The following is a 26,186-nucleotide window of genomic DNA, read 5'->3' as shown; positions in this document are numbered from 1 at the left end:
CTCCGGCGCAGCACCATTCAGCCCCTCCGGCGTTTGAGGAGCGGGGTCCGGGGCGGAGCCCCGAAATCCAGCCCGCCCGGCGTTTGAGGGCACGGCCGAAGGCCGTACGGGGTCCGGGGCAGCGCCCCGGTTTCGGGAAGGGGCGGGTAGGGGAACAGGCCCGCCGCAGGCGCCACTCCCCACCTCCCGCACCGCAACCCCCGCGTCCCACACCCCCACCTCCAACGAAGGCGCACTGCGCGCCAACCGGAGCAACCCCTCCACGTCACACCCCACCCGCACCCGCTCCGCCAACCCCCGCACCACCGCGACCGCGTCCCCCCGCCGCTCCGCCACCGGCACCAACCCCAGATGCCGCGACGGCGTCTCGATCTCCGGGGAACGCCGCAGCACCCCCAGCACCGGCACTCCCGACTCGTCCAGCGCCTCACGCAGCAGCGCCTCGTGCCGGTCGGACGCGACCTTGTTGAGGATCACTCCGCCGATCCGCACCTCCGGGTCCCACGACGCGAAGCCGTGCACCAGGGCCGCCACCGACCGGGACTGCGACGACGCGTCCACGACGAGCACCACCGGCGCCCGCAGCAGCTTCGCCACCTGCGCCGTGGACGCGAGTTCGCCCTGCCCGGCGGCGCCGTCGTACAGCCCCATCACGCCCTCGACCACGGCCAGGTCGCAGCCCGCCGCGCCGTGCGCGAAGAGCGGGCCGATCAGCTGCGTACCGCACAGGTACGCGTCGAGGTTGCGGCCGGGCCGCCCCGTCGCCAGCGTGTGGTAGCCGGAATCGATGTAGTCGGGCCCGACCTTGTGCGGGGACACGGCGAGGCCGCGCCCGGCCAGGAGCGCCATCAGCCCGGTGGCGACGGTGGTCTTGCCGCTGCCGGAGGCCGGCGCGGCGACGACGAGACGCGGCACCGACACCACTCCCGTCCGTGGGGCGGCGTTCACCACTCGATGCCCTTCTGCCCCTTCTGCCCCGCGTCCATCGGATGCTTGACCTTCGTCATGTCGGTGACCAGATCGGCGAGTTCGACCAGCGCCGCCGGCGCGTTCCGCCCGGTGATCACGACATGCTGTGTCCCCGGCCGGTCCCGCAGCACCCGTACGACCTCGTCGGTGTCCACCCAGCCCCAGTGCATCGGGTACGCGAACTCGTCGAGCACGTAGAGCTGGTACGTCTCCGCCGCGAGATCCCGCTTGACCTGCTCCCAGCCCTCGCGCGCCGCGTCCTCGTTGGAAAGCTGCTTGTCGCGCTGGACCCAGGACCAGCCCTCGCCCATCTTGTGCCAGTCGACCGAACCGCCCTCGCCGCTCGCCCCCAGCACCTTCAGCGCGTGCTCCTCGCCGACCTTCCACTTCGCCGACTTGACGAACTGGAACACCCCGATCGGCCAGCCCTGCGTCCAGCCGCGCAGCGCGAGCCCGAACGCCGCCGTCGACTTGCCCTTGCCGATGCCCGTGTGGACGACGACAAGGGGACGGTTGCGGCGCTGCCGGGTGGTGAGCCCGTCGTCCGGCACGACGGCCGGCTGTCCCTGTGGCATCAGGCGACCCTCCTCTGCGCGCCCGAGGCGCCCTGTACGTCCCTGACCAGCCCCGCGATGCTGTCCGCACGCAGCTCGTCGAGCGTGACGGCCGTGCCGCCCAGTTCACCCGCGAGCGCGACCGCCAGACCGAGCCGTACGGGCCCCGACTCGCAGTCCACGACCACCGACGCCGTGCCCTCGGCGGCGTGCAGCCGTGCCGCGCGCGTACCGAGCGCCACCGGATCGGGCCCGCCCGTCGCCCTCCCGTCCGTGACCACGACGAGGAGCGGGCGCCGCGCGGGATCGCGCATCCGCTCCACCCGCAGGACGTCGTGCGCCTTCAACAGCCCGGCGGACAGCGGCGTCCGCCCACCGGTGGGCAGCGTCTCCAGCCGTACGGCCGCCGCGTCGACCGACGAGGTCGGCGGCAGCGCCACCGTGGCGTCCTTCCCACGGAAGGTGATCAGACCGACCTTGTCGCGCCGCTGGTACGCGTCCAGGAGCAGCGACAGCACCGCGCCCTTCACGGCCGACATGCGCTGCCGGGCGGCCATCGACCCGGAGGCGTCCACCACGAACAGCACCAGATTGCCCTCGCGCCCCTCGCGGGTCGCCTGCCGCAGATCGTCCCGCCGTACCACCAGGCCGCGCCCCGAACGCCCGCGCGCCCGCTGGTGCGGGGCGGCGGCCTGGACGGTCGCGGCCAGATGCAGTTTGGTCAGCGTGCCCCGTGGCCGCCGGGCCCCGGTCGTCCGCCCATGGTCGGTCCGCGCCCGGGAGCGCCGCCCCGCCGCGCCCTCACCGAGACCGGGCACGCTGAGCATCTTCGTACGGAAGGGCTCGGCGGCCCGCACGGCGGACTGCTCCCCGCCGCCGGGTGCCTGCGGCCGGCCGGCCTCGTCGCCCTGGTCGGCCTCGGCGGGCTCCGACTGGGCGGGCGAGTCCTGCGGAGCCTCGGAGGGCGCGTCCTGCGGGGGCTGCCCGCCGTCACCGCCCCCGTCCGGCCCGCCCGGGTCGGGATCCGGATCGTCGTCCGGTGGCGTGTCGTCCTCCCCGCCGCCGAACTCCTCCAGCGTGTCGTCCAGCCTGTCCTCGTCCAGCCCCGGCGCGTCGAACGGATTACGGCGCCTGCGGTGCGGGAGCGCCAGCAGCGCCGCCTGCCGCACATCCTCGGCCAGTACGACCGTGCGCCCCGCCCACGCGGCGAGCGTCGTCGCGGTCCGCGCCATCACGATGTCGGCGCGCATGCCGTCCACCTCGAACGCGGCGCACGTCGCCGCGATCTGCCGCAGCGCGGCGTCCCCGAGACGTACCTCCGGCAGCAGCGCCCGCGCGGCCACGATGCGCGCCCGCAGCTCGTTCTCCTCGCCGGCCCAGCGCGCGGCGAACCCGGCGGGATCGTCGTCGTACGCGAGCCGCCGCCGTACGACCTCCACCCGCAGATCCGGCTCCCGGGACGCGGCCACCTCGACGGTCAGCCCGAACCGGTCGAGCAACTGCGGCCGCAACTCGCCCTCCTCGGGGTTCATCGTCCCGACGAGCAGGAACCGCGCCGCGTGCCGTACGGAGACGCCCTCACGCTCTACGTAGGAGGCGCCCATCGCGGCGGCGTCCAGCAGAAGGTCCACCAAGTGGTCGTGCAGCAGGTTGACTTCATCGACGTACAGCACGCCCCGGTGCGCGTCGGCGAGGAGCCCCGGCTCGAACGCCTTCACGCCCTCGGCCAGCGCCCGCTCGATGTCGAGCGCGCCGACGAGCCGGTCCTCGGAGGCGCCGACGGGCAGTTCGACCATCCGCGCCGGCCGCGCCACGCCGGGGCCCGCCTCGTGCGGCCCGTCGGGACACGCCGGGTCGGGCGCGGCCGGATCACACGCGAACCGGCACCCGACGACGACGGACACCTCCGGTATGAGAGCCGAAAGGGCACGCACGGCCGTGCTCTTCGCCGTGCCTTTCTCGCCGCGTACCAGCACACCGCCCACGGCGGGGGACACGGCGTTGAGCAGCAGCGCGAGCCGCAGATCGTCCTGCCCGACGATCGCGGTGAAGGGGTACGGCGTACTCACAGTGCCTCCAAGGCATGGGTCAGCGTGTTCGGCACGTCCGGCGTTCGAGCCCTCACTCGCCGCCCCCTTCGAGATCGCCCTCAAGCTCCAGATACGTCGCCCGCAGCCGCTCCAGCGTCGCCTCGTCCGGCTCCGCCCACAGCCCGCGCTCCGCCGCCTCCAGCAGCCGCTCGGTGATGCCGCGCAGCGCCCATGGGTTGGACTTCCGCATGAACTCCTGGTTCTCCGGCGCGAAGACGTACTCGGCCGACAACTTCTCGTACATCCAGTCGTCCACGACCCCGGCCGTCGCGTCGTACCCGAACAGGTAGTCCACGGTCGCCGCCATCTCGAACGCGCCCTTGTAGCCGTGCCGCCGCATCGCCGCCATCCAGCGCGGATTGACCACCCGCGCCCGGAACACCCGGTGCGTCTCCTCGCCCAGCGTCCGCGTCTTGATCTGGTCCGGCGTCGCGCTGTCACCCACGTACGCCTCGGGCGACTCGCCCGTCAGATGGCGCACCATGGCGACCATCCCGCCGTGGTACTGGAAGTAGTCGTCGGCGTCGACCAGGTCGTGCTCCCGTGTGTCGACGTTCTTCGCCGCCACCTTGATCCGCCGGAACGCCGTCTCCATGTCGCCGCGCGCCGCGCGCCCGTCGAGCCCGCGCCCGTACGCGTAACCGCCCCACACCGCGTACACCTCGGCGAGGTCCGCGTCCGACTGCCAGTTCCGCGCGTCGATCAGCGGCAGCAGACCCGCCCCGTACGCGCCCGGCTTCGACCCGAAGATCCGCGCCGTCGCCCGCCGGCGGTCACCGTGTTCCGCCGTGTCCTGATCGGCGTGCGCCCGTACGTAGTTGGCCTCGGCCGGTTCGTCCAGCTCCGCCACCGCCCGCACCGCGTCGTCGATCAGCCCCACCACATGCGGGAAGGCGTCCCGGAAGAAGCCCGAGATCCGCACCGTCACATCGATCCGGGGCCGACCCAGCTCCGCCACGGGCACGATCTCGAAGCCGCTGACCCGCCGCGACGCGTCGTCCCACACCGGCCGGCAGCCCAGCAGCGCCAGGATCTCGGCGATGTCGTCGCCCTGGGTGCGCATCGCGGACGTGCCCCAGACGGTCAGCCCGACCGACGCCGGATAGGCACCCGTGTCGGCCAGATACCGGGCGACCAGCGAGTCCGCGAGCGCCTGGCCGACCTCCCAGGAGAGCCGCGACGGGATGGCCTTGGGGTCGACGGAGTAGAAGTTGCGGCCGGTCGGCAGGACGTTGACCAGCCCGCGCGTCGGCGACCCGGACGGGCCCGCCGGGACGAAACCGCCGTTCAGCGCGCGCAGGATGTTGTCGATCTCGTCCGTCGTACGGGCCAGCCTCGGCACGACCTCGGTAGAAGCGAAGCCCAGCACGGCCACCGCCGACGGCAGTTCGTGCCCCAGCACCTCACCGACCAGCGGGGCCGCCGCCGACAGCTCCCACCCCCGCTCCTCCATGCCCTCGGCGAGCCGCCGGCACAACTGCTCCAGCAGGTCGATCGCGTCCGCCGCCGACCGCGCCGGACCCGCCACCAGCTCCGTCAGCTCCACCGGCACCTTCACCGGCGCGCCCGGCTCGCCCAGCAACTCCTTCTCGACCAGCCCGAAGTGCTCGGCGAGCGCCGCCCGCAGGCCCGGCAGCGCGTTCGCCTTGCCGCCCCACACCTGCGAGGCGCGCAGCACGGCGAGCACCAGATTGACCCGGGCCTCGCCCTCGGGGCCGCCGCCGAGGATATGCAGACCGTCCCTGATCTGGACGTCCTTGATCTCGCACAGATAGCCGTCGACATGCATGACGAACGAGTCGAAGTCGTCGTCGCCCGGCTGTTCGTCGACATGCAGGTCGTGGTGCAGCTCGGCGGCCTTGACGAGCGTCCAGATCTGGGCGCGCACGGTCGGCGCCTTCGTCGGGTCGAGATCGCTGACCAGCGCGTACTCGTCGAGGAGTTGCTCCAGCTTGGCCAGGTCCCCGTAGGTGTCGGCGCGCGCCATCGGCGGCACCAGATGGTCCACGACGGTGGCGTGGCCGCGCCGCTTGGCCTGGGTGCCCTCGCCGGGGTCGTTGACGATGAACGGGTAGATCAGCGGCAGTTCGCCGAGCACCGCGTCCGGGCCGCAGTTCGCCGACAGACCGAGGCCCTTGCCGGGCAGCCACTCCATCGTGCCGTGCTTGCCCATGTGGATGATCGCGTCCGCGCCGAAGCCGTTCCCGTCGGCCGCCGTCTCCAGCCACCGGTACGCCGCCATGTAGTGGTGCGACGGCGGCATGTCCGGGTCGTGGTAGATCGCGATCGGGTTCTCGCCGAAGCCGCGCGGCGGCTGGATCATCACCACGACGTTCCCGAACCGGAGCGACGCCAGCACGATGTCGTCGCCGTCCACGTAGAGCGTGCCCGGCGGCTCGCCCCAGTGCTCCAGCATGCTCGCGCGCAGCCCCGGCTCCAGCTTGTCGAACCAGGAGCGGTAGTCCGCCAGCGGCACCCGCGCGGGCGCCACGGCCAGTTGTTCCTCCGTCAGCCACTCCACGTCGTGGCCACCGGCGTTGATGAGCCGGTGGATCAGCTCGTCACCGTTGTCGGGGTGCGTGTCCGCGCCGTCCCCGACCAGGTAACCGGCGTCGCGCAGGGCGTCCAGCACCCGTACCGCCGAGGCGGGGGTGTCGAGGCCGACCGCGTTGCCGACGCGTGAGTGCTTCGTCGGGTACGCGGTGAAGACCACGGCCAGCTTCTTCTCCGCGTTCGGCTTGTGCGCCAGCCGGGCGTGCCTGACCGCGATCCCGGCGACCCGGCCGGCCCGCTCGGGGTCGGCGACGTACACCGGGACCTCGTCCGGGCCCTGCTCCTTGAAGGAGAACGGGACCGTGATCAGCCGCCCGTCGAACTCGGGGATCGCGACCTGCATCGCCGCGTCCATGGGGGACAGCGCGGCGTCCGACGCGTCCCAGGCGGCCCGTGACGACGTCAGACAGAGTCCTTGCAGGACGGGTACGTCGAGATCGGCCAGCGCCCCGATGTCCCACGCCTCGTCGTCGCCGCCCGCCGACGCGTCCGAGGCGACGGTGCCGCCGGCCGCGAGCACGGTCGCGATCAGCGCGTCCGCCGAGCCCAGCCGCTCGTACAGGGCGGGATCGGCGCCGCGCAGTGAACCGCAGTACACGGGAAGGGCGTTGGCGCCCCGCTCCTCGATCCGGTCGCAGAGGACGTCCACGAAGGAGGTGTTCCCGGAGAGATGGTGCGCGCGGTAGAAGAGGACCCCCACCGTCGGCCGTCCTTCCACGAAGGCGCGCTCGCCGTGCACGCCCCACTCGGGCATCGCGCGCGGCGCCTCGAAGCCCTCGCCGGTCAGCAGCACCGTGTCGGAGAGGAACCGCGCCAGCTCCGCCAGATTCTCCGGCCCGCCCTCGACCAGATAGCGCAGTGCCTCGGCCACCACCCCGGCGGGCACCGACGAGTCGGCCATCAGCTCCGCGTCCGGTACGGACTCGCCGCCCAGCAGCACCGTCGGTATGCCGGAGGCGGCGAGCGCGGCGAGACCGTCCTCCCAGGCGCGCTTGCCGCCGAGGAGACGTACGACGGCGATCCGGGCCCCGGCGATCAGCGCGGGCAGGTCGTCGGCGGCGTCGACCCGGGTCGGGTTGCCGATCACGTACGGCGTGCCCGACGCTCGGGCCGCCAGCAGATCGGTGTCGGCGGTGGACAACAACAGGACGGTGCTTGCCGTGGTCATGGCGCTCCAGGTGCGATGAAGGGAAGTCCTGACGGGGCGCCCGACTCGATCAGCCGCAGCAGCGCGTCCGTGTCCGCGTGTTCTTCGATCAGGTCGCCGAGGAGGTCGAGTTGCTCCTCGCGCAGGGTGGCGAACGAGGTGTCCGGGGCGGGTACGAAACGGCGCCCCGCCGCCGCGGCCACCTCGCGCAGGAAGGCGCGCCGGAAGCCGTCGCTCTCCAGGGAGCCGTGCCAGTGCGTGCCCCACACCGGCCCGGCGCGGGTGCCGTCCAGGCGACGGCCACCGCTGTCGACGAGGAACGGATCGCCGCCTTCCACGGAGGCGACGCCGTGGTGGATCTCGTACCCCTCGACGCGCTCGCCCAGCGCCTCGCCGACCGGCCGTGCCAGGGTCTTCTCGCGGGCGAACTCGACGCGTACGGGCAGCAGTCCGAGGCCGTCGACCGAGCCCGCGCGGGACTCGACGTCGTCCTCGATGTGCTCGCCGAGGAGTTGGTAGCCGCCGCAGACGCCGAGGACGGGGCGGCCCTCGGCGGCGCGCCGCAGCAGCGCGTCGGCGAGACCGCGCTCGCGCAGCCAGGCCAGCGCGCGGACCGTGCCGCGCGTACCGGGCACGATCACCAGGTCCGCGTCGGTGATCTCGTCGGCGCGGTCCACGAACCGCACCACGACGCCCGGTTCGGCCGCCAGCGCGTCCACGTCGGTGAAGTTGGACATCAGCGGCACCGCGCAGACGGCGACCCGCAGGACCTCCTCTCCGTACGGAGGTGCCACCACCGACTCGCGTACGGCGCCGCGCAGCGAGACCCGCAGACCGTCCTCCTCGTCGATGCCCAGACCGTGCCGGAAGGGCAGCACGCCGTACGTGGCGCGGCCGGTCAGCCCCCGCAGCATCTCCAGCCCCGGCTCCAGCAACGACACGTCGCCCCGGAATTTGTTGACGAGATAGCCCGCGACCAGTGCCTGGTCCTCGGCGCTCAGCAGTGCCGTCGTACCGAAGAAGGACGCGAAGACACCGCCCCGGTCGATGTCGCCGACCACGACGACCGGCAGCCGGGCCGCCCGCGCGATCCCCATGTTCACGATGTCGGTACGCCGCAGATTGATCTCCGTCGGGCTTCCCGCGCCCTCGCAGATCACCGCGTCGTACGTGCTCCGCAGCTCCCGCAGACAGTCCACGACGGTGCCCAGCAGGGTCTCCTGGCGGCCGGGTCCGGTGCCGTCCCCGTGGTAGCCGCGGGCGCTCAGCTCACCCACCGGCCGCCCCATCAGCACCACTTGACTGCTGCGGTCGCTGCCCGGCTTGAGAAGGACGGGATTCATCAGCGCCGTCGGCTCGACGCGCGCCGCCTGTGCCTGCATCGCCTGTGCCCGGCCGATCTCGGCGCCCTCGCGCGTCACGAACGAGTTCAGCGACATGTTCTGCCCCTTGAAGGGCGCCACCTTCACGCCCCGGCGTACGAGCCAGCGGCAGATACCCGCCGTGACGACGCTCTTGCCGGCGTCCGAGGTGGTGCCGGCGACCAGCAGTCCGCCGCCGAGCCGTTGCCCGTCACTCATCGGCTCCTCCCAAGGAGGTGGCCGGCCAGCAGCCGTCCGGCCACGCACACGCCGAGCGCCAGCACGCCGACGCGCCGCGACAGTTGGACCGCCCGTTCGATGTCGGCCACCTCGACGGGCCGGCCGCCGCCGTTCAGCACCGGCCGGTGCTCGACCCGTCCGCCGTACGCGAGGGTGCCGCCGAGCCGTACGCCCAGCACGCCCGCGAACGCCGCTTCCACGGGGCCCGCGTTGGGGCTCGGATGACGGCCCGCGTCGCGCCGTACCGCGCGCAGGGCCCGCGCGGGCGCCCCGCCCGCCACCGCGGCCAGCGCCGCCGTCAGCCGGGCTCCCGGCCAGCCGGCCACGTCGTCCAGCCGGGCCGACGCCCAGCCGAAGCGCAGATGGCGCGGCGAGCGGTGCCCGACCATCGCGTCCAGCGTGTTGACGGCGCGGAACGCGACCAGCCCCGGCACCCCGCCGAACGCGCCCCAGACCAGGGCTCCCACGACGGCGTCCGAGGTGTTCTCGGCGACGGACTCCACGACGGCGCGCGCGATCTGCTGTCCGTCCAGGCCCTGCGGGTCCCGCCCGCACAGATGCGGCAGCCGCTCCCGCGCCACCTCGACGTCCCCGGCCGCCAGCGCCCCGCCGACGGCGCGGGCCTCGCGCCCCAGCGACGTACCGCCCACCACGGTCCAGGTGACGGCGGCGGTGAGGGCGACGGACGCGGCGGTACGGTTCCGCAGCCCGCGCGCCACGAGTGCCGCCGCCCCGGCCGTACCCCCGGCGCACAGGGCCGTGTGCAGGGCGCCCCAGCCCCGGTGGTCATGCCACAGCAGACGCTCGACGGCGCCCGCGGCCCGCCCGAAGGCGGCGACCGGATGGCCGCGCCGGGGATCGCCGAAGAACCGGTCGGCGAGGAGACCGGCGGCGGCGCCGTACGCGAAAACACTTCCCTGGGCCGGTACTTCGCGGCCCGCCGAATACTCGGCTCGCATCGCTCAGCCCGCCGATACGCCTCGGGAGTTTCTCCGGGTTCTCGGGGCGGGTGGAGTGGGTGGGGTGCTCGTACTCACAGCTCTGGAGGCGACAGCTGAACCGCAGCCGGGCATGGCGACATGTCCTCACTCAGGGTCCGCGCCCCGGTTCGACGTGATGCGGCGACAAGAGTTCCTGGCTTCCGGGGACATGACTGTCCCCGGTCACAGTGGCGGGACCGCGCCGGATTCGCACCGGCTTCCTCTCGCTGTCGCCGTATTGGCCTCGGCAGTCCACCATGCGTGCGAATCCCCGTCAACCAGGCTTTGACCTGCGGCGAGGCAGTGTGCCGAGGCCCACACGAAGCGGGCGCCGACAGCCCCGTCATAAAAGGAGCGGGGGCTTCGGAGATCAGGTGCAATTACTTCAAAAGGGAAGTATCGGACACTGTTCGCTGTTGTGCTTAGAACCGCTCAGGCACACGTGAAGGTCGCTACCCATGGCATACGAGCAACCACGATCCGCAACGCCCGGCTCCGGCGTGCGCGGTGCCCACACGGACGCGGACACCGCCGCGGCCGTGCGCGGCGCCCACACGGACGCGGACACCGCCGCGGTACTGCACAGCCTGGCGGCCGAGTCCGGGCTGGGGATGGCCGTGTGGGACACCGGCCTCCGGTGCGTCTGGGCCAATGACGCGCTCACGGGCTACGACGGCGTCCCCGCGGCCCGCCGCCTGGGCCGCCCGCCGCGGGAAGCCCTGGCCGGCGACGCCGACGGCACGGAGATCGTTCTGCGGCGCGTGCTGGACACCGGAACCCCTGTCACCGGCCGTAAGTTCCGCGTCCCCGCCGCCGGGGGCGAAGCCGAAGCCGGGATCGAAGCCGAAGCCGGACGCGGGGCCGGACGCGCGGACGGAGGCCGGGACGGCGTTCTGTCGGCGTCCTTCGTGCGCCTGGACGACACCGACGGCCGCCCGCTGGGTGTGTGCCTGCTCGTCCTGCCTGCCGGTGACCGCCTCGCGGTGGTGAGCGAGGCGGGCGCCCGTATCGGCACCACCCTGGACGTGATGCGCACCGCACAGGAACTGGCCGACTTCGCGGTGCCGCTGATCGCCGACTACGTGACCGTCGATCTGACCGAGGCCGTACGGCTCGGCGAGGAACCACTGGAACGGTTCGGACCGTCCCGGGGACGCGTCCCGACGTTCCGGCGGGCCGGCAGGGCGTCGATCCACACCGGCTCCCCGGAATCGCTCTGGGGCAGCGGTGAGGTGGTCTACGTGCCGGAGGACTCGCCGTTCGTGGAAGTCCTGTCCACGGGCCGCCCCGTGCTCCAGCCGCTGCTCGACGCCGACCGGGACACCTGGCTGGAGAAGGACCCCGCCCGCGCCGAGAAGATCCGTGAGTTCGGCATGCACTCACTGCTGATCGTCCCGGTCCAGGCCCGCGGAGTCCTGCTGGGTGTGGCGGTGTTCGTACGGACCCGTAATCCCGCCCCGTTCGACGAGAGCGACGAGTTGCTGGCCGAGGAACTGGTGGCCAGGGCGGCGCTGAGCCTGGACAACGCCCGCCGCTACACGCGGGAGCGCACCGCCGCCCTCGCCCTCCAGCACAGTCTGCTGCCACGCCGGGTCAGCGGCGGAGAAGCCATGGACGTGGCCACCCGCTACCTCCCCGCCGACGACGAGTACAACGTCGGCGGCGACTGGTTCGACGTCATCGGCCTCCCCGGCGGGCGGCTGGCACTCGTGGTCGGGGACGTGGTGGGGCACGGCATCAGCGCCGCGGCCACCATGGGGCGACTGCGGACGGCGATCCGTACGCTGGCCGACCTGGACCTGCCGCCGGGCGAGCTGCTGACCCGCCTGGACCGGACGTTCGTCGGCCTGGCGGGGGAGGAGAACGAGGACGACGGCGCGCCGCGGCCCTCCCTGGGAGCGACCTGCGCCTACGCGGTGTACGAACCCGCCACCCGTACGTGCACGGTCGCTCTCGCGGGCCATCCGCCGCCCGCCGTCGTGGACCCGGACGGCGGCGTCACCTTCCCGGAGCTGCCGCACGGCACGTCGCTCGGTGTGGGCCTGCTGCCGTACGAGTCCGGGGAGGTGGAACTGGCCCAGGACTGTGTGATCGCCTTCTACACCGACGGGCTGGTCGAGGACCGCCAGCAGGACATCGAGGTCGGGATGGCGCGGCTGAGCGACGCGCTCGGCCGGCGCACGGCGTCGCTGGAGGAACTCTGCGCCGCGGTGATCGACACGCTGCCCACCACGACCCCGGCGGACGACGTCGCCCTGCTGCTGGCCCGCGCCCACCGCGAGCCTCCGCTCCCGGACGCGGCCTAGGGCCGGCCGTTCGGACCGATCACCGATCACCGATCACCGATCGGCGTGATGCGTCTGTTGTCTCTCCTTGAGGACGGCGGCGATCCGCAGACACCAGTCGTGGTGTTCCTGTTCGAAGGCGAGTCCGCGCAGGCAGGTCAGATACGGTCCGATCCGGTCGCCCCGGCGGAGGAAGTCGTCCTCGTCCGCGCCGCCGCGCAGTTGGCGCAGCAGAGTGCCGAGAAGCTCGATCCTGGCCTCGGCGGCCTGCGCGCGCTCCGTGAGCTGTTCGATCACCGACGCCGTACCGATCCGGTCGGCGACCTGGACCTTGACGAGCAGATCGTCCCGGATGAACGAGGGCCGCGCGACGGCCGCCGCGAACGCCTCCAGTTCGGCCCGACCGGCGTCGGTGACCTTGAACAGACGCTTGTTGGGCCGGGTCTCCTGGACCACCTCGCGGCCCGCGACCAGCCCTTCCTTCTCCAGCTTGGCCAACTCGGCGTACAACTGCTGCGGCAGGGCGTGCCAGAAGTTCGCGACGCCGATGTCGAACGCCTTGGCCAGCTGGTAGCCGCTGTACTCGCCGTCCAGCAGTGCCGCCAGCACCGCGTGCCGCAAGGCCATCGAAGCGGCCCCTTTCCTTTTCTCGCCCGTCCCTGCATCATACTCAAAAAAGTGACTAGTCATATTCTTGAGTATCGGGAGAGGTCATGGGGATCATGGAGACGGCCGAACGCTTTCGCGCGGCCGTGGAGAAGGGTGAACTCGCCTCGCTGGGCGACCTGTTCACCGACGACATCCGCCTCTACAGTCCGGTGAAGTTCACGCCCTTCGAAGGCAGGCCCATGGTGCTGGGACTCTTCGGCGTCCTGCTGCGGACGTTCGAGGACTTCCGCTACGTCGGGCACTTCGACGGCACGGCGGAGACCAGCGCCGACGGCGAAGAGACCCCGTCGGTGATCCTGCTGTTCCGGGCCACGGTGAACGGCAAGCAGATCCACGGCATCGACATGCTTCAGTTCGACGAAGCGGGCCGGGTCAAGGAGTTCACGGTGATGGTCCGCCCGCAGTCCGCGGTGCACGCCCTCGGCGAGGCGGTACTCGCGGGTCTGGTCGCCGACGGCCTCGCCCCCGGGCCCACGGGCCGGTAGCGGCGGCCCTGCCCTACTCCCGTCCGCGTGACCGCCGAACCGGCAGCGCCGAGGACGGCTCCACGCGGCTGGACGCGAAGGCGGCGGACTTCACCGTCGGGTGAGCGATCGAGCGGGCACCGAGGGGAACGCCGGTCCGGTCCGGGCCGGGCTCAGGCGACGATCATGTAGATCCCGTACGACACGGCCCCCAGGCACAGGGCGAAGCAGACGTACGCGCCGGTGCGGGCCACCGCGACGGAGCCGGTGGCACCCGGGGCCGTGGCCGTCGCGCTCTTCGAGAGCCCGACGATGCCCAGGGTGAACAGACCCACCAGACCGACGGTGGCCACGAGACTGACGCCGAAGACGGAGCCGAGCGCCGCCCAGTCGATGTTCATGCTGAAAGTGTCCTTCGCTTCGTCGGGCCGCTGACGCCGACCACTGGGTCAGACGGTCGCGGGCCGGGCCGGTTCGGCGGTGGGTTCCGTGGTCCCCGGAGCCGGGGCCGGGATGGTGGCGGCGAGCTCCGACGCCGGACCGCCCACGGGGGGCGGGGTGACGGCGGCGACGGCGGCGGTCACGACGCCCGGGGGCTCGGTCGCCTCGGCGGGCCCGTCGGTCCCGTTGACGTTGGTGTGGTCGACCGGCTGGCGGCGCGACGCGAACCAGATGACCGTCGAGAGCGCGACGAGCAGCGCGGCCGTGGCCCCGATGCCCCACGGGCCCTGCTTGGTCAGGAACTCGGCGCCCGCCGCGACCAGGCCGGCGGCCGGCAGGGTCAGACCCCAGGCGATGAACATCCGGGTGGCGGTCGACCAGCGGACGACTCCGCCCTTGCGGCCGAGACCGGCGCCCATCACGGCACCGGAGCAGGACTGCGTGGTGGAGAGCGAGAAGCCGAGGTGCGACGAGGCGAGGATGACGGTCGCCGCGCTGGTCTGGGCGGCGAAGCCCTGCTGCGGACGGAGGTCGGTGAGGCCCTTGCCCATGGTGCGGATGATGCGCCAGCCGCCGAGGTAGGTCCCGAGCGCGATCGCGACACCGGCGGAGACGATGACCCACATCGGGGGGTTGGAGCCGGGCGCGATGACGCCGCCGGTGACCAGCGCGAGGGTGATGACGCCCATGGTCTTCTGCGCGTCGTTGGTGCCGTGGGCGAGGGACACGAGACCGGCCGAGGCGATCTGGCCGGCGCGGAAGCCCTTCGCGGTCGACTTCTCGTCCGTGTTCCGGCTGATGCGGTACGTCAGCCGGGTGGCGAGCATCGCGGCCAGACCGGCGACCAGCGGCGCGGCGAGCGCCGGGAGCAGGACCTTGGTGACGACGACCCCGCCGTTGACACCCGAGGTGCCGACGGACATCAGCGTGGCGCCGATGAGACCGCCGAAGAGAGCGTGGGAGGAACTCGACGGAAGGCCGAGCAGCCAGGTGAACAGGTTCCACAGGATGGCGCCGACGAGCGCCGCGAAGATCACTTCGGTTCTGATGCCCTGTTCGTTGATGAGCCCGCCGGAGATCGTCTTGGCGACCTCGACCGACAGGAACGCGCCGACCAGATTGAGCACGGCGGACATCGCCACCGCGGTCTTGGGTTTCAGGGCGCCGGTCGAGATGGTCGTCGCCATCGCGTTGGCGGTGTCGTGGAAACCGTTCGTGAAATCGAACACAAGAGCCGTCACGATCACGATCGCGAGCAGCAGCGTGAGGTGTTCCATTTACCCAGGCAATCGTTTGACGTCATCGGCCGTTCAGGAACGTAGGGATGTTGAGTGAACGGAAGATGAACTGGGGCAGGCGCTGCGGTGACTCCCGATGGGGGGTGTTGGCTCCGCTGGCGAACTGGTGTGTGGGTACGGAAGTTCGGGGGCGTCGCCGGAGTCCGCTCGGCCCTTGCGGCGCCCGGCCCGGGACCCGTTTCCGGCCCCTTCCGGGCAGCTGTGGAGGCCCGGCCGGCCCGGGCCCGGCGGCGGGGAGAGATATCGCTCAAACGGGGACCCGGCGACCCCTGGTGAACCACCTGGGAGGATCGCCGTATGACGGAAACCGGACACACGCACGGGCAGGCGATCGAACAGGCGTGGCGGGACCTCGTCGCCACCGCCCGCCGGAGCGCGGCCGACGGACTGGTCGTCGGCACCTCGGGCAATGTGTCCGTACGTGTGGGGGACCTGGTCCTCGTCACGCCCAGCGGGGTGCCGTACGACCGGCTGACGCCCGAGGACACCGTCGCCGTGGACCGCCTCGACGGCCGTCAGGTCATCGGCCGCCTCAAGCCCACCAGCGAGCTGCCGATGCATCTGGAGGTCTACCGGCACACCGGCGCCGGCGCCGTGGTGCACACCCACGCCGTCCACGCCACCGCCGTCTCCACCCTCGTGCCCGAACTCCCGCTGATCCACTACATGGCGGCGGACTTCGGCGGTCCGGTCCGGGTCGCCCCGTACGCGATGTACGGCACCGACGCCCTGGCCGGGAACATGGTGCGCGCGCTGCGCGACCGCACGGGCTGTCTTCTCCAGAACCACGGCACCGTCACCTACGCCGACACCCTGGACAAGGCGTACGACCGCACGGCCCAGTTGGAGTGGATGAGCCGGCTGTGGCTCACCGCCTCCGCCGTCCCCGGCCACACACCGACCCTGCTCTCCCGGCAGCAGGTGCGGGACGTCGAGGAGCAGCTCAAGGGCTACGGCCAGCGGGGCTGACCCCACCGCCGACAGGGCCGCTCACGCCTCCGTGTCACCCCGGACGCCTGTTCCACTGGCCGTACCGGCCGTCCGTACCGACACTGGGGAAATGCGCCCGGCCAGAGCGACGGCAGCAGCCGTCACCACAGTGATCGGTGTCGGCACGGCCGCTGTGGCGGCCGGCCGGTACGCCAGCGACGCGGCACTCAAGGCGCCCCCCGGACGACCACTGCCGGGCGACCCACGGCTCACCGTGCACGCCACGGCCGCCGGCCGCGTCACCCTCACGCGCTGTCTCGCCTCCCTGCGCCCCGGCACCTACGGGCTGGAGTCCGCGGACATCCAGGCGGTCGTCGGCCCGGTCATCGACGACGTACCGCACCCCGCCGACACGGTCGTCCGCCGGCTGGAGCGCGTGGACGTGGGCACCCTCGGGGCCGGCAGCCGCGTCCGGCTGACCCCCCGGCTCCACCGCGGCGACCCCGCCACGGCGCTCGGCATCACATACGACCGGGTGGAGATCCCCGGCGAACTCGGCGCGCTGCCCGGCTGGTTCGTGCCCGGCAGCCGGGACACCTGGGTGATCACCGCGCACGGCCTCGGCAGCACCCTGGAGCACCCCATGAACGTCATGGAGTTCCTGGTGGACCAGCAGCTCCCGGTCCTGAACCTGGCCTACCGGGGCGACCCCGGCGCCCCGCGCTCCCCGGACGGCCTCGGTCACCTCGGCGACTCCGAATGGCGCGACCTCGACGCCGCGATCCGCTTCGCCGTCCGGGGCGGCGCCGAACACGTCGTCCTGTACGGCTGGTCCGTCGGGGCCACCATGGCCCTGCACGCCGCCGAGAAGTCCGGACAGCGCGACCGGATCAGCGGACTCGTCCTGGACAGCCCGGTGCTCGACTGGGAGACCACCCTGCGCGCCCTCGCCACCGCCCGCCGCACCCCGGGCCCGCTGCTGCCGCTCGCCGTCCGCGCCGCGCAGGGCCGGACGGGACTGCGCGGCGGCCGGCTGCCCGTGGTCGCCGATCCGGGCACCCTCCAGGTCCCCACGCTGATCTTCCACGGCCCCGACGACGTCCTGGCCCCCTGGTACCCCTCCCGCGAACTCGCCGCGCGCCGCCCCGAGCTGGTCGAACTGCACACCGTCTCGGACGCCCCGCACGGCGCCATGTGGAACGCCGACCCCACCGGTTACGAGGAGGCGCTCCGCCGCTTCCTCACCCCCCTCATGTGACCCCGCGCCCCGCTTCCCCGCCCCGGCGCGCGACCTCCCCGCCGCGCCGCCGCCGACGCCCCACGGCCGCCCCCGGCCACCCTCCGGTCCGGTGTCTTCCCGGCGGTGTGACCGGCCGGTGGAGGCCCGGCCCGGAGGTTCCGTTTGGGCTTTCGGGCAATCAGCGGGAAGACTGCTCCTGTGACGTCCCGAAAGCCTGATGAGCAATTGGCGCGCAACTCCAGACTCCGACTCGTCCGCCCGCGAGCTTTGACCACGGCCCGACGGGCCGTGACCACCGGACGAACGCGTCCGGCGCCCCGTCCGCCGGAGGGCACACCACCCCCCGCCGAGCTGGCCCGTCAGGCGCGGGCCGTACTCGCCGACGCCGTACGGATCGCCCGCTGGGCCGCGGCCGACCGGGACCCCGGCGCGGGCCCGCTCGCCCCGAAGTCCCGGGAACGGGCCGCCGCCGCCCTGGAGTTGACCCCGGACCAGGTGAGCGCGGGCTGGGACCGCGCCAGGCTCGCCGGGCTCGTCGAACTGCACGGCGGCACCGCGCGCCCCGGCTGGCGCCTGCGCGCCTGGGACCGCGACGACTCCGCCGTCCTGCGCGGCTGGGTCGCCCTCTTCGACGCCTGGTCGCTCGTCCACGCCGCCCCCGCCGACGTCGCCCCGGCGACGGTCGCCGAGGTCGTCGAGGCCGTTCCCCAGGTGCTCTCCCTCCTTCAGCTCTCGGCCGGCCCCGTGCTCGTACCGGCCCTGCTCGACCTGCTCCGGCAGCGCGTCGAGGAACTGCGCGACGAGCGGTGCGAGGTCCCGTACGACCCCACGAGCGCGTCCGGCCCCACCGCCGCCCCGACCGCGTCGGCACCGGAGCCCGAGCCCGCCCGGGACACCGGCACGGTCCCGCTGCCGCCGCTTCTCGACTGGGCCCTGGAGGGGCTGGCCGCCGTCGGCGCCCTCACCCTCGGCAAGGGCCAGGCGACTCTCACCCCGCTCGGCAACTGGGCGGTCTGGGTCAAGCTGGAGCAGATCTGTGTCGCCGCACAGAGCCCGGCGGGCAACATCGAGCAGTCCGCCGACAACATGCTGCGCGGCTGCGCCCGGCTCACCCCCGGACCGGCCCGCGCCGAATACCGCGCCTGGCTCGCCGCCCGTACCGTCGGCAGCGCGGTCACCGAACTTCTCGCCGTGGCACGGGGGGAGGACGCGCTCCTGCGCGGACTCGCCTTCGAGGCGCTGCGCGTCGTCGGCGCCCCCGCCGAGCCCGAGGTGCGCGCGGCCTCGGCCGAACCCTCCGTACGCCCCTACGCCCTGCTCTGGCTCGCCGAGTACGACGGCACGGACCCCGAGGACGCGCCCGACGTCCTCACCCGCGAGGAGTCCACCTGGCTCTGGGTCGACACCGCCGCCGCCGTCGCCGACCACGGCGAGACCGCGCTGCTGGTCCGCCACCTCGACTCGGCCGTCCAGGGCACCGTCCCCGCGCTGCTCGACGAGATCAGGGCCGTCGGCCACCCCCGTACCGTGCAGGTGCTGGTCGCGCTGGCCGCCGCGCACCCGGACCCCGCGCTCGCGAAGGCCGTACGCCGGGCGGCGTTCCAGGTCCACACCGGAGGAGCCTGACCGGCCGGCGCCGGACGCCTCGGCGGCGCACGCCCGGCGCCCGGACGATCCGTCGCGCGTTCAGTCGGCGGTGCCCGGCGCGTGCGTTCCGAAGCTCCACACGTTCCCCTCCGGGTCGCGCGCCATGTAGTCCCGCGCGCCGTAGTCCTGGTCCGTGGGCGGCATCAGGATCTCCACCCCCCGCTCGACGGCGCGCGCGTGGTGCGCGTCCACGTCCTCGACCCGCACGTAGACCCCGGTGGGGCCGCCGCCCGCCATCGCCCTGCCGAAGACGCCCTCGTTCGTCCGGGAGCTCAGCATCACCACGCCGTCCCCGTGGGCGAGTTCGGCATGGAGCACGCTGCCGTCCTCACCCTCGTACACCATCACCTCCGTGAACCCGAAGGCGTCCTTCAGTGTCCCGATGGCCGCCTTCGCGTCCTCGTAGACGAGCGTCGGACAGATACTTCTCGCACCGACCATGCTGATCACCTTCTCCAAGCTCGGCTGTGACCTGCGTCTCAGTTCTTCCAGTCTGGCACCGGCCACCGACAACGCGGCGCGGCAGACCGCCCACGACGGACCCCGCAAGGCGTAAACCAGTTGTGCGGCCCCGGTAGACTGGGCCGTATGGCATTTCTCCTTGTGCATTAGCCGGCGTCGAAGAATCCCCTCCGCCCGCCCTTCCGCCGTCCATACCGCCTTGGAGTTTTTCCGTGATCACCGCCACCGGTGTCGAGTTGCGCGCCGGCGCTCGTGTCCTCATCGAGTCAGCCTCCTTCCGTATCGCCAAGGGCGACCGCATCGGCCTCGTCGGCCGCAACGGAGCGGGCAAGACCACCCTCACCAAGTGCCTCGCGGGTGAGGGCATCCCCGCCGCCGGCACCATCACCCGCTCCGGCGACGTCGGCTATCTGCCGCAGGACCCGCGCACCGGCGACCTCGACACCCTCGCCCGCGACCGCATCCTGTCCGCCCGCGACCTCGACTCCGTACTGAAGAAGATGCGCGAGAACGAGGACCGGATGGCGAACGGACAGGGCGCCACCCGCGAGAAGGCGATGAAGAAGTACGAGCGCCTGGAGACGGAGTTCCTCACCAAGGGCGGTTACGCCGCCGAGTCCGAGGCCGCCACCATCGCCGCCGCGCTCGGCCTGCCCGACCGGGTCCTCGGCCAGCCCCTCCATACGCTCTCCGGTGGACAGCGCCGCCGCGTCGAACTCGCCCGCATCCTCTTCTCGGACGCCGACACGCTCCTCCTGGACGAGCCGACGAACCACCTCGACGCCGACTCCATCGTCTGGCTGCGGGACTACCTCAAGTCCTACCGCGGCGGCTTCATCGTCATCTCCCACGACGTCGACCTCGTCGAGACCGTCGTCAACAAGGTCTTCTACCTGGATGCCAACCGGTCCCGGATCGACGTCTACAACATGGGCTGGAAGCTCTACCAGCAGCAGCGCGAGTCCGACGAGAAGCGCCGCAAGCGCGAGCGGGCCAACGCGGAGAAGAAGGCCGCGACCCTCAACTCGCAGGCCGACAAGATGCGCGCCAAGGCCACCAAGACCGTCGCCGCGCAGAACATGGCACGCCGCGCCGAGCGCCTGCTGTCCGGCCTGGAGGCGGTACGCCAGTCCGACAAGGTCGCCAAGCTGCGCTTCCCCGAACCGGCGCCGTGCGGCAAGACGCCGCTGACCGCCGAGGGCCTGTCGAAGTCGTACGGCTCCCTGGAGATCTTCACCGACGTCGACCTGGCCATCGACAAGGGCTCGCGCGTCGTCATCCTCGGCCTCAACGGCGCGGGCAAGACCACACTGCTCCGGCTGCTCGCCGGGGTGGAGAAGCCCGACACCGGCGACGTGACACCGGGCCACGGCCTCAAGCTCGGCTACTACGCGCAGGAGCACGAGACGCTCGACCCCGACCGCTCCGTCCTGGAGAACATGCGGTCGTCCGCCCCCGACCTCGACCTGGTCGAGGTCCGCAAGACCCTCGGCTCCTTCCTCTTCTCCGGGGACGACGTCGACAAGCCGGCCGGTGTGCTGTCCGGCGGCGAGAAGACCCGTCTCGCACTGGCGACCCTGGTGGTCTCGTCGGCCAACGTGCTTCTCCTCGACGAGCCCACGAACAACCTCGACCCGGCCAGCCGCGAGGAGATCCTTGGCGCGCTGCGCACGTACAAGGGCGCGGTCATCCTCGTCACCCACGACGAGGGCGCGGTGCACGCGCTCGAACCGGAGCGGATCATCCTGCTGCCCGACGGTGTCGAGGACCTGTGGGGCGCGGACTACGCGGATCTGGTGGCGCTGGCCTGACGGCATCGGCGTGATCCACTCCGTATGGATCATTCGGCTCAGCGGTGATCCATCATCTGAGTGAGTGCGTCTCGTACTTTGGCGTGGCGTGCCGCCGATCAGGCAGTTCCGGGACCAGTTCGATCAGTTTTCCCGAACACCGCTCCTGACCTGCCATTTCTTCCGCCGGCCCGGGGATCTTTGGGCATGCGACGGTCTGGAATCAGTGATTCCGGTCGTGTTCGAATCCTGGGCTCCGCCGAAGCTTGTGGTGCGAACCTTGCTGAATGGGTGGCCAGGAGCGCCCCGAGGGGTGATCATGAGAAGTCCAGAGCGCACTTCCATGAGGAGGCACGGGTGGCCGAGACTCTGAAGAAGGGCAGCCGGGTAACCGGCCCCGCGCGCGACAAGCTCGCGGCAGACCTGAAGAAGAAGTACGACTCCGGTGCGAGTATCCGTGCGCTGGCCGAGGAAACAGGCCGGTCCTACGGATTCGTCCACCGGATGCTCAGCGAGTCCGGAGTCACGCTGCGGGGACGCGGCGGAGCGACACGCGGCAAGAAGGCCTCGGCCTGACGACCGCGTACCGCTTCTCCGGCCACCGGTTCCACTGGTGACCACCCGGCCGGTCGTCGCGGTCGACCGGGTGGTTACTGTGCAGTCACTTAGCTTGCTGTGCTGACTGCACCGAACCGGAGGCACCCCATGACTTCTCTCGATCCCGTACTCGACAAGGACGGCGTACGGCTCACCGTCGAGGACGCGGTTGCCACGGTGACTTTGACCAACCCGGCCAAGCGCAACGCTCAGTCTCCCGCTCTGTGGCGGGCGTTGACGGAAGCCGGGCAGTCGCTGCCGGGCAACGTGCGGGTCGTCGTGCTGCGCGGCGAAGGCAAGTCCTTCTCCGCGGGCCTCGACCGGCAGGCGTTCAGCCCCGAGGGCTTCGACGGTGAACCCTCCTTCCCGGAGCTGGCACGCCGCGACGACACGGACCTCGACGCGGCCATCGCCGCGTACCAGTCCGCCTTCACCTGGTGGCGCCGGAGCGACATCGTGTCGATCGCCGCCGTCCAGGGACACGCCATCGGCGCCGGATTCCAGCTCGCGCTGGCCTGCGACCTGCGCGTGGTCGCGTCGGACGTGCAATTCGCCATGCGCGAGACCAGCCTGGGGCTGGTCCCCGACCTCGGCGGCACACACCCCCTCGTCGGCGCCGTCGGCTACGCCCGCGCGCTGGAGATCTGCGCGACGGGCCGCTTCGTCCAGGCCGACGAGGCCGAACGCGTCGGCCTGGCCAACCTCGTCGTGCCGCCGGCCGAACTCGACGCGGCGGTAAAGGACTTGACCGCGGCCCTGCTCGCGGCGCCGCGCGACGCGACGGTTGAGACGAAGGCGCTGCTGCTGGGCGCCCCGTCGCGTACGTACGACGAACAACGCGCCGCCGAACGCGCCGCCCAGGCACGCCGCCTGCGGGACCTGGCGGGCCTCGGCGACTAGGGCGGGTCCGCGAAGTCCCGCCTGGCCTGCGACGCCTGGCACGGCGCCTCTCCCCCGTAGGCCCTAGGGGGCCACGGGAGGTGCCCCCTGCGTTGTCGGAATCGGCCGAGTACGGCCGGGCCATCCACAACGCCGGTCCTCCGCCTTGCGGTCGCACGCACGGCCGCCGCCGCGAGCACCGCCCCGCCGACGGGCGGCGCTATGTGTCAGACACGGCCCAGGGCCCGTCGTCCGGCGGAGCTTCGCGGTTCAGGCCGTGACGTCGACCGCCGTGATCAGTACCGCCACCGTCGGGTGACTCGGCAGTGACGCCGAGACCGCCCGGCCGACGGCGCGCGCCACCTCCGACGGGTGGTGGCCCGCCGCCGTCGCCAGTTCGACGCGGACATGGCCCTTGGCCACGAGCACCGCCGTGCCGAGCGACCCGGACAGATGGGCGACGCCGGGGACGTTCGCCGCGATCATCGCCGCCGTGCCCTTCGGGGCGACGGCGGGCGCCCCGAACGGCGCAGCCGCCCCCGCGGAATCCTCCGATCCGGCGTCCGAGCCGGATTCGGTGGGCGGCTCCTTCTCCAGCAGCGCCGTCACCCGCAGGTCCACCTCCGTCACCCGCAGCCCCAGCCGGTCCACCGCGTGGGCGTACAGCGCCGCACGCAGCCGCTCGGCCACGTCCGGCAGCGGCTCGCCCGCGACCGCCGCGAAGTCCCCCTCGACACGGAGCGCCCCCGGCGGCAGCGCGCTGGGCGGCGGCGGCACCGCGGGCGGCTCCGCCGAGCCGGGATCGGCCAGGCAGAGCCTCAGCCGGCCCAGCGCGGCGCCGGGCACCCGTGCCGCCGTACGCCGCAGCGCGGTCGTCGCAGCCCGTTCGGCCAGCCACGCCCCGTCCGCCGCATCGCCCAGCGGGAGCAGTCGGCCGAGGCCGAGCCGCTCGCGTACCGCCGCGCTCCATCCGTCCGCACCGTTGCCACCGCGCCCAGTCGTCATGGCCCCAGACTGCCGCATTCCCGGCGCGAGACCGGGCAAGGCGCCCTAATGTGGGCATCGAGTCCATCTGCGCCCGGAAAGGGGCGAATCGCATGTCCGACACCGCACAGCACAATCAGTCCGAGCCCACCGCCAAGTCGTCGTCCAACGACGACCAGCGGAAGTCCACCGGCAAGAAGGGCGGCGGCGACCCGTCCGTCCGCGGCCGGACCACCATCGCCGACGGGGTCGTCGAGAAGATCGCCGGCCTCGCCGCGCGTGACGTGGTCGGCGTCCACGCGATGGGCAGCGGCATGTCCCGCACCTTCGGTGCCGTACGCGACCGGGTCCCCGGCGGCACCAAGTCCGTCTCGCGCGGTGTGAAGGCCGAGGTGGGCGAGGTACAGACCGCTCTCGACCTGGAGATCGTCGTCGACTACGGCGTGTCGATCGCCGACGTCGCCCGCGACGTACGGGAGAACGTGATCTCCGCCGTCGAACGGATGACGGGCCTTGAGGTCGTCGAGGTCAACATCGCCGTCAGCGATGTGAAGCTGCCCGACGAAGAGGACGACGAGCCCGATTCCCGGCTGCAGTAACGGCCGGATCCGGAAGACCGAAGAGGAGTCACAGGATGAGCATGGCGCTGGTCGGCCTGTTGGCCGGTATGGCCCTGGCGTTCGCCGGATACTTCGGCGGGTTCGGAGCCTTTCTGCTGGTGGCCGCGTTGGGCGCGGTCGGGTTCGTGGCCGGCCGGTTCCTCGACGGCGATCTGGAAGCGGGCGACCTCTTCCGCGGTCGCGAACGCGACGAACGTCGGCGGTGACCGCGCGTGGCCGGTGAACGGGTGACGGCTGCGGAGCGCGGGGCGACCACGATCGCCGACCGCGTCGTCGCCAAGATCGCTGCCCAGGCGGCGCGCGAGGCGCTGGACGGCGTACCGGAGGGGGGCTCGGCACCGCACGCCAGCGTCCTGGTCCACCACGACGTCGCCCGCGTACGGATCGGTGTCGAGCTGGACTACCCCTCCGACATCGGCGCCCGGTGCGGCGCGGTGCGTCGCCGGGTCGCCGAGCGGGTACACGCTCTGGCGGGGATGGAGGTGCCCGAAGTGGCGGTCATGGTCGAACGTCTCCACTCCGCCCAGTCGCGCGCGGCGCAGGGGAGGATCCGATGAGCGAACCGGTGGGCGAGGGGACCGAGCACACCTCGGGTGCCGTCCGCGCGGACGTGATCCAACTGGACCAGTCCACCTCCGCGGCGCGGTACGAATCGAGACGGCCGACGCTGGGGCAGGACGACGCGGACGGCAAGGCCGGCCGCTTCTGGTCCTGGCGCCGGATCCCGGCCGCGGTCGTCGCGGCCGTACTGCTCGGCGCGGCGGCGCTGCTGCTGTACGACGTCGCGGCTGTACGCGCCGACCACCCGGCCATGTACTGGCGCCGGTGGCTCGCCGACCAACTGGCCACCGAACCGCTGGACAACACCTGGGTCCTGGTCGGCTCGGGTGTCGCCGCGGCTCTCGGCCTCTGGCTGATCGTCCTCGCCCTGACGCCGGGCCTGCGCGAGGTCCTGTCGATGCGGCGCGGCCCGGCGCGGGTTCGGGCCGGGCTCGACCGGGAGGCGGCGGCGCTGATACTGCGCGACCGGGCGCTCGAAGTCTCCGGTGTGCAGTCCGTACGGGTACGGGCCCGCCGCTCCAAGGTCCGCGTGCGGGCCCTGTCCCACTTCCGCGAACTCGACGACGTACGCGCCGATCTCGACGCGGCCCTGGGCACCGGCATCGGCGAACTGGGCCTCGTCAAGCCGCCCGCGCTCTCCGTGCACGTCCGCCGGCCGAAGAAGAAGGGATGACGGGATGGTCAGGGTCGTCAACCGTGTCCTGCTGGGCCTCGTCGGACTGGCGCTGCTGTGCGTGGGCGGCGGGGTACTGGCGACGGGACTGGGCGTGTCCGTGCCGTCCTGGTGGCCGTACAGCGGCAAGAAGGACGTACTGCTGAGCGACGGCGACCGGGACCGTTGGCGCGAGCAGGGCTGGTGGTGGCCGGTGGTCATCGCGGTGCTCGCGGTCCTGGTGCTGCTGGCGCTGTGGTGGCTGCTGTCCCAACTGCGGCGCGCGCGGCTGGGGGAGGTGCTGGTCGACAGCGGCGACGGGGAGGGCGCGCTGCTGAGGGGCCGGGCGCTGGAGAACGTACTGGAGAGCGAGGCGCAGTCGCTGGACGGGGTGTCGCGGGCGCGGGTCCGGCTGACGGGTCGGCGGAGCGCGCCGGAGGCGCGGGTACGGCTGCTGCTGGAGCCGCACGCGGCGCCGGGTGCGGCGTTGGAGGGGCTGACGGAGGAGGCGGTGGCGCACGCGCGGGAGTCGGCGGGGCTGGCCGCCCTGCCGACGGAGGCGAGGTTGCGTGCCGCCAAGCATCGGGCGCAGCGGGTGACGTGACCGGGGGCGTGGCGCGTGGGCGCGGGTTGCCGGGCCGCTGCGCGGGGCTGTTCCCCTACCCGCCCCTTCCCGAAACCGGGGCTTCGCCCCGGACCCCGTGCGGCCTTCGGTCGTGCCCTCAGACGCCGGGCGGGCTGGGTTTCGGGGCTCCGCCCTGGACCCCGTGCGG

At 72.6% G+C, this 26,186-nt stretch carries 23 protein-coding genes, 1 pseudogene and 1 riboswitch; of the genes and pseudogenes, 13 read left to right on the top strand and 11 right to left on the bottom strand.

Features of this window, described 5'->3' with window-relative positions; genetic code table 11:
- Positions 1 to 68 precede the first annotated feature (68 nt).
- The 6 genes and pseudogenes from ACFUN8_RS28580 to ACFUN8_RS28555 all read right to left on the bottom strand — a co-directional run.
- A pseudogene (locus ACFUN8_RS28580) lies at positions 69 to 924 on the bottom strand (cobyrinate a,c-diamide synthase); the annotation flags it as partial.
- A 20-nt stretch (positions 925 to 944) separates the two neighbouring features.
- Positions 945 to 1,544, bottom strand: a complete 600-nt coding sequence (gene cobO, locus ACFUN8_RS28575; RefSeq protein ID WP_383643523.1) for a cob(I)yrinic acid a,c-diamide adenosyltransferase — start codon at positions 1,542 to 1,544, stop codon at positions 945 to 947.
- A complete protein-coding gene (locus tag ACFUN8_RS28570; protein WP_383643519.1) occupies positions 1,544 to 3,592 on the bottom strand; it encodes a putative cobaltochelatase in 2,049 nt (682 codons plus the stop codon). Before ACFUN8_RS28570 ends, cobO begins: the two co-directional genes overlap by 1 nt.
- Before the next feature lie 52 nt (positions 3,593 to 3,644).
- Positions 3,645 to 7,334 carry a cobaltochelatase subunit CobN gene (cobN, locus tag ACFUN8_RS28565; RefSeq protein ID WP_383643516.1) on the bottom strand — a complete coding sequence of 1,230 codons (3,690 nt, stop codon included), beginning with the start codon at positions 7,332 to 7,334 and terminating at the stop codon, positions 3,645 to 3,647.
- On the bottom strand, positions 7,331 to 8,893 hold the full coding sequence (locus tag ACFUN8_RS28560) for a cobyric acid synthase (protein ID WP_383643513.1): 1,563 nt from the start codon (positions 8,891 to 8,893) through the stop codon (positions 7,331 to 7,333). The genes cobN and ACFUN8_RS28560 overlap by 4 nt, the downstream gene beginning before the upstream one ends.
- Positions 8,890 to 9,873, bottom strand: coding sequence for a cobalamin biosynthesis protein (locus ACFUN8_RS28555; protein WP_383643508.1), 984 nt, complete (start codon positions 9,871 to 9,873; stop codon positions 8,890 to 8,892). The genes ACFUN8_RS28560 and ACFUN8_RS28555 overlap by 4 nt, the downstream gene beginning before the upstream one ends.
- A gap of 169 nt (positions 9,874 to 10,042) precedes the next feature.
- Positions 10,043 to 10,119: riboswitch (cobalamin riboswitch) on the bottom strand.
- Between the two features lie 233 nt (positions 10,120 to 10,352).
- On the opposite strand from ACFUN8_RS28555, the gene ACFUN8_RS28550 reads away from it, so the two are divergent.
- Positions 10,353 to 12,200: a SpoIIE family protein phosphatase gene (locus ACFUN8_RS28550; protein ID WP_383643505.1), complete on the top strand. Its 1,848-nt coding sequence runs from the start codon at positions 10,353 to 10,355 to the stop codon at positions 12,198 to 12,200.
- Between the two features lie 33 nt (positions 12,201 to 12,233).
- Here the strand turns inward: ACFUN8_RS28550 and ACFUN8_RS28545 are convergent, their stop codons facing one another.
- Positions 12,234 to 12,806 (bottom strand): PadR family transcriptional regulator, encoded by a 573-nt coding sequence (locus ACFUN8_RS28545; RefSeq protein WP_383643503.1) that lies wholly within the window; start codon positions 12,804 to 12,806, stop codon positions 12,234 to 12,236.
- A 95-nt stretch (positions 12,807 to 12,901) separates the two neighbouring features.
- Here ACFUN8_RS28545 and ACFUN8_RS28540 point away from each other — a divergent pair, with 95 nt between their 5' ends.
- A complete protein-coding gene (locus ACFUN8_RS28540; protein ID WP_383643526.1) occupies positions 12,902 to 13,333 on the top strand; it encodes a nuclear transport factor 2 family protein in 432 nt (143 codons plus the stop codon).
- Between the two features lie 152 nt (positions 13,334 to 13,485).
- Here the strand turns inward: ACFUN8_RS28540 and ACFUN8_RS28535 are convergent, their stop codons facing one another.
- On the bottom strand, positions 13,486 to 13,713 hold the full coding sequence (locus tag ACFUN8_RS28535) for a hypothetical protein (protein ID WP_383643500.1): 228 nt from the start codon (positions 13,711 to 13,713) through the stop codon (positions 13,486 to 13,488).
- Positions 13,714 to 13,761: 48 nt separating this feature from the next.
- On the bottom strand, positions 13,762 to 15,030 hold the full coding sequence (locus ACFUN8_RS28530) for an anion permease (protein WP_383643498.1): 1,269 nt from the start codon (positions 15,028 to 15,030) through the stop codon (positions 13,762 to 13,764).
- Positions 15,031 to 15,348: 318 nt separating this feature from the next.
- Here ACFUN8_RS28530 and ACFUN8_RS28525 point away from each other — a divergent pair, with 318 nt between their 5' ends.
- From ACFUN8_RS28525 to ACFUN8_RS28515, 3 genes are all read left to right on the top strand, one after another.
- Positions 15,349 to 16,020, top strand: coding sequence for a class II aldolase/adducin family protein (locus ACFUN8_RS28525; RefSeq protein WP_383643495.1), 672 nt, complete (start codon positions 15,349 to 15,351; stop codon positions 16,018 to 16,020).
- Between the two features lie 91 nt (positions 16,021 to 16,111).
- Positions 16,112 to 17,239, top strand: coding sequence for an alpha/beta hydrolase (locus ACFUN8_RS28520; RefSeq protein ID WP_383643492.1), 1,128 nt, complete (start codon positions 16,112 to 16,114; stop codon positions 17,237 to 17,239).
- Positions 17,240 to 17,419: 180 nt separating this feature from the next.
- Positions 17,420 to 18,847, top strand: a complete 1,428-nt coding sequence (locus ACFUN8_RS28515; RefSeq protein ID WP_383643489.1) for a hypothetical protein — start codon at positions 17,420 to 17,422, stop codon at positions 18,845 to 18,847.
- 60 nt (positions 18,848 to 18,907) lie between these two features.
- Here ACFUN8_RS28515 and ACFUN8_RS28510 read toward each other — a convergent pair whose 3' ends face one another.
- Positions 18,908 to 19,309: a VOC family protein gene (locus ACFUN8_RS28510; protein WP_383643486.1), complete on the bottom strand. Its 402-nt coding sequence runs from the start codon at positions 19,307 to 19,309 to the stop codon at positions 18,908 to 18,910.
- Positions 19,310 to 19,542: 233 nt separating this feature from the next.
- Between ACFUN8_RS28510 and ACFUN8_RS28505 the strand changes: the two genes are divergently transcribed.
- The 3 genes from ACFUN8_RS28505 to ACFUN8_RS28495 all read left to right on the top strand — a co-directional run bounded on the left by ACFUN8_RS28505 (position 19,543) and on the right by ACFUN8_RS28495 (position 22,617).
- Positions 19,543 to 21,141: an ABC-F family ATP-binding cassette domain-containing protein gene (locus ACFUN8_RS28505; protein ID WP_383643483.1), complete on the top strand. Its 1,599-nt coding sequence runs from the start codon at positions 19,543 to 19,545 to the stop codon at positions 21,139 to 21,141.
- A gap of 336 nt (positions 21,142 to 21,477) precedes the next feature.
- Positions 21,478 to 21,696, top strand: coding sequence for a helix-turn-helix domain-containing protein (locus ACFUN8_RS28500; RefSeq protein WP_023542602.1), 219 nt, complete (start codon positions 21,478 to 21,480; stop codon positions 21,694 to 21,696).
- 129 nt (positions 21,697 to 21,825) lie between these two features.
- Positions 21,826 to 22,617 carry an enoyl-CoA hydratase/isomerase family protein gene (locus ACFUN8_RS28495; RefSeq protein ID WP_383643480.1) on the top strand — a complete coding sequence of 264 codons (792 nt, stop codon included), beginning with the start codon at positions 21,826 to 21,828 and terminating at the stop codon, positions 22,615 to 22,617.
- Between the two features lie 249 nt (positions 22,618 to 22,866).
- On the opposite strand, the gene ACFUN8_RS28490 is transcribed toward ACFUN8_RS28495, so the two are convergent.
- On the bottom strand, positions 22,867 to 23,601 hold the full coding sequence (locus ACFUN8_RS28490) for a nucleopolyhedrovirus P10 family protein (RefSeq protein ID WP_383643477.1): 735 nt from the start codon (positions 23,599 to 23,601) through the stop codon (positions 22,867 to 22,869).
- A gap of 92 nt (positions 23,602 to 23,693) precedes the next feature.
- Between ACFUN8_RS28490 and ACFUN8_RS28485 the strand changes: the two genes are divergently transcribed.
- The 5 genes from ACFUN8_RS28485 to amaP are packed head-to-tail and all read left to right on the top strand — an operon-like array spanning position 23,694 to position 26,017.
- A complete protein-coding gene (locus tag ACFUN8_RS28485) occupies positions 23,694 to 24,179 on the top strand; it encodes an Asp23/Gls24 family envelope stress response protein (RefSeq protein WP_383643474.1) in 486 nt (161 codons plus the stop codon).
- Between the two features lie 35 nt (positions 24,180 to 24,214).
- Positions 24,215 to 24,406: a hypothetical protein gene (locus ACFUN8_RS28480; RefSeq protein WP_382562694.1), complete on the top strand. Its 192-nt coding sequence runs from the start codon at positions 24,215 to 24,217 to the stop codon at positions 24,404 to 24,406.
- A 6-nt stretch (positions 24,407 to 24,412) separates the two neighbouring features.
- A complete protein-coding gene (locus ACFUN8_RS28475; protein ID WP_383643472.1) occupies positions 24,413 to 24,757 on the top strand; it encodes a hypothetical protein in 345 nt (114 codons plus the stop codon).
- Positions 24,754 to 25,434 (top strand): DUF6286 domain-containing protein, encoded by a 681-nt coding sequence (locus tag ACFUN8_RS28470; RefSeq protein ID WP_383643469.1) that lies wholly within the window; start codon positions 24,754 to 24,756, stop codon positions 25,432 to 25,434. The genes ACFUN8_RS28475 and ACFUN8_RS28470 overlap by 4 nt, the downstream gene beginning before the upstream one ends.
- Positions 25,435 to 25,438: 4 nt before the next feature.
- Positions 25,439 to 26,017 (top strand): alkaline shock response membrane anchor protein AmaP, encoded by a 579-nt coding sequence (gene amaP / locus ACFUN8_RS28465; RefSeq protein ID WP_383643466.1) that lies wholly within the window; start codon positions 25,439 to 25,441, stop codon positions 26,015 to 26,017.
- Positions 26,018 to 26,186: the final 169 nt, after the last annotated feature.

Origin of the sequence: Streptomyces sp. NPDC057307 (assembly GCF_042667665.1) — a bacterium.
Classification (GTDB): Bacteria; Actinomycetota; Actinomycetes; order Streptomycetales; family Streptomycetaceae; genus Streptomyces.
This window is presented reverse-complemented; position numbering and strand designations above follow the sequence as displayed.

What these genes read in the sequence shown, in the direction of transcription:
- ACFUN8_RS28510 (WP_383643486.1), bottom strand. Translation starts at nt 19,309, where the DNA reads ATGGTCGGTGCGAGAAGTATCTGTCCGACGCTCGTCTACGAGGACGCG.
- ACFUN8_RS28480 (WP_382562694.1), top strand. Translation starts at nt 24,215, where the DNA reads ATGAGCATGGCGCTGGTCGGCCTGTTGGCCGGTATGGCCCTGGCGTTC.
- ACFUN8_RS28495 (WP_383643480.1), top strand. Translation starts at nt 21,826, where the DNA reads ATGACTTCTCTCGATCCCGTACTCGACAAGGACGGCGTACGGCTCACC.
- ACFUN8_RS28535 (WP_383643500.1), bottom strand. Translation starts at nt 13,713, where the DNA reads ATGAACATCGACTGGGCGGCGCTCGGCTCCGTCTTCGGCGTCAGTCTC.
- amaP (WP_383643466.1), top strand. Translation starts at nt 25,439, where the DNA reads ATGGTCAGGGTCGTCAACCGTGTCCTGCTGGGCCTCGTCGGACTGGCG.
- ACFUN8_RS28560 (WP_383643513.1), bottom strand. Translation starts at nt 8,893, where the DNA reads ATGAGTGACGGGCAACGGCTCGGCGGCGGACTGCTGGTCGCCGGCACC.
- ACFUN8_RS28550 (WP_383643505.1), top strand. Translation starts at nt 10,353, where the DNA reads ATGGCATACGAGCAACCACGATCCGCAACGCCCGGCTCCGGCGTGCGC.
- cobN (WP_383643516.1), bottom strand. Translation starts at nt 7,334, where the DNA reads ATGACCACGGCAAGCACCGTCCTGTTGTTGTCCACCGCCGACACCGAT.
- ACFUN8_RS28530 (WP_383643498.1), bottom strand. Translation starts at nt 15,030, where the DNA reads ATGGAACACCTCACGCTGCTGCTCGCGATCGTGATCGTGACGGCTCTT.
- ACFUN8_RS28520 (WP_383643492.1), top strand. Translation starts at nt 16,112, where the DNA reads ATGCGCCCGGCCAGAGCGACGGCAGCAGCCGTCACCACAGTGATCGGT.
- cobO (WP_383643523.1), bottom strand. Translation starts at nt 1,544, where the DNA reads ATGCCACAGGGACAGCCGGCCGTCGTGCCGGACGACGGGCTCACCACC.
- ACFUN8_RS28470 (WP_383643469.1), top strand. Translation starts at nt 24,754, where the DNA reads ATGAGCGAACCGGTGGGCGAGGGGACCGAGCACACCTCGGGTGCCGTC.
- ACFUN8_RS28545 (WP_383643503.1), bottom strand. Translation starts at nt 12,806, where the DNA reads ATGGCCTTGCGGCACGCGGTGCTGGCGGCACTGCTGGACGGCGAGTAC.
- ACFUN8_RS28555 (WP_383643508.1), bottom strand. Translation starts at nt 9,873, where the DNA reads ATGCGAGCCGAGTATTCGGCGGGCCGCGAAGTACCGGCCCAGGGAAGT.
- ACFUN8_RS28540 (WP_383643526.1), top strand. Translation starts at nt 12,902, where the DNA reads ATGGAGACGGCCGAACGCTTTCGCGCGGCCGTGGAGAAGGGTGAACTC.
- ACFUN8_RS28525 (WP_383643495.1), top strand. Translation starts at nt 15,349, where the DNA reads ATGACGGAAACCGGACACACGCACGGGCAGGCGATCGAACAGGCGTGG.
- ACFUN8_RS28485 (WP_383643474.1), top strand. Translation starts at nt 23,694, where the DNA reads ATGTCCGACACCGCACAGCACAATCAGTCCGAGCCCACCGCCAAGTCG.
- ACFUN8_RS28490 (WP_383643477.1), bottom strand. Translation starts at nt 23,601, where the DNA reads ATGACGACTGGGCGCGGTGGCAACGGTGCGGACGGATGGAGCGCGGCG.